Genomic DNA, 1,593 nt, shown 5'->3' with positions numbered 1-1,593 from the left:
CCGACCCCGGCGGGCGTCGCGGCGATGACCGTGGCGACCCCGGCACGCCGCTGGAAGAACGTCTGCCGCACGGTCCAGCCGATGATTCCGTCGGCTTCGAGGCACACCCGCTGCCGATCCAGCGATCCGCTGCGGGTGATCAGCCACCCGGGGAGGACGGCGTGCCCGAGGCTGCGAAACCGGTCCCAGGCGAGCCCGGCCGCGACCGGAATCAGCAGACCGGCGCCGACCCACACGGACAGCGGAACCGTCCGGCCGGTGACCGCCGTGGCGACGGCCGCGACCGCGAGCACGGCGACGACGGGCAGGACGGCCCGGGTGTAGCGGCGCCGGCGCGCCGCGGCACCGTGCGACCGCAGCGGTGTCGTCGGCAGTGCCGGGTCGCGCACCACCGCCGTCGCGACGCGATGCGCCTCGGCGGCCGGGGCCGCGGGCAGCAACAGCGACGATTCGCCGCGCTCGGCCGCGACACCGGTCATGATCGCGTCGAGCCGGGCACCGCCCGCGATCCGCAGGGCGAGTGGTTCGCGCAGCACCGCGCCGCGCAGCCGCGCCCGGTCCAGGGTGGTGTGCCGAACCCGCAGCAGCCCGTGGCCGATGCGCAGGGTGCGGCCGTCGTCGGTGACGAGCAGGTTCCCGTAGAGCAGCAGGTACCGCACGCACGCCGCGGCACTCGCGACGGCCAGCAACGCCACCGCTCCCACCGCGACCGCGATCACCGGACCGGCCGTGGTGACCCACGAGATGCCGCGTTGCACGGTGCCGGACTCGGCGAGGCGTTCCCCGAGCCCGTACTGGAACACCACACCCGCGACCGCCGCGACCGCGACGAGCCCGGTCGTGGAGAACGGCGCGTAGCGCACCCAGGACGGTTGCAGGCGGGCGAGTTCGATCTCGGTGGGGGCGGCTGCGGGGGCCTTGTCGGGACGGCCGTCCGGGACGGGGTGGCCGGACAGCAGCGCCTCGCGCAGTGCCGGCACCGCGCCGATCGCGAGCCCGTCGAGTTCGAACCGGTTGCGGTCGCGGCCGCCGGAGGTGGCCTGACCGGTGCCGATCCGCACCGAGGCGAGCCCGAGGAGGCGATGCATGACGCGGCGGTCGACATCCACCGAACGGATGCGGCTGCGCGGAATCGACAACACCTGCCGCTGCAGCAGACCGCGTCGCAGCTCGACGTGCACCGGGCCGATCCGGTAGGTGGTGGTGAACCACCGCAGCACACCGACGACGACGAGCAGCCCGGCGACCGCCAGACCCCAGCCGTGGTTGCCGCTGCTGCTGCCGACGATCACCGACACCGCGAGCACCGGCAGCAGCCGCAGGATCTCCTGCACGGGGTGGACCAGCAGCATCCGCGGGTCCAGCCGCAGCCACGGCTGCTCGGCCTCGGCGGCGAGCGCGGCCGGGCTCTCCGATTCCGGGGGGACGGATTCGATGCTCACGTCGCGTCGATCCCGTTGCGTCCGGCGATCTCGGTGAGACGCGCCGCGGTGGCGTCGGCGACCGCGACGTCGAGGGCGGCGATCTCCACGGCTCCCGCCGACGACGCGGTGGTGACGGTGACCGTCGCCAGTCCCAGCCACCGGTCGATCG

Annotated in this window: 2 protein-coding genes; both read right to left on the bottom strand. The window is 74.7% G+C overall.

The features are described from left to right. Positions 1–1,442, bottom strand: a 1,442-nt coding sequence (locus I0Q12_RS00640; RefSeq protein ID WP_374068488.1) for a PH domain-containing protein, incomplete at its 3' end; no start/stop codon positions are given. Beyond that, positions 1,439–1,593, bottom strand: a 155-nt coding sequence (locus tag I0Q12_RS35010) for a PH domain-containing protein (RefSeq protein ID WP_197250111.1), incomplete at its 5' end; no start/stop codon positions are given. The genes I0Q12_RS35010 and I0Q12_RS00640, both read right to left, overlap by 4 nt.

This window comes from Rhodococcus sp. CX (assembly GCF_015865005.1).
Taxonomy (GTDB): domain Bacteria; phylum Actinomycetota; class Actinomycetes; order Mycobacteriales; family Mycobacteriaceae; genus Rhodococcus.
The sequence above is the reverse complement of the archived record's forward strand: the minus strand, read 5'-3'. Positions and strand labels throughout refer to the sequence as shown.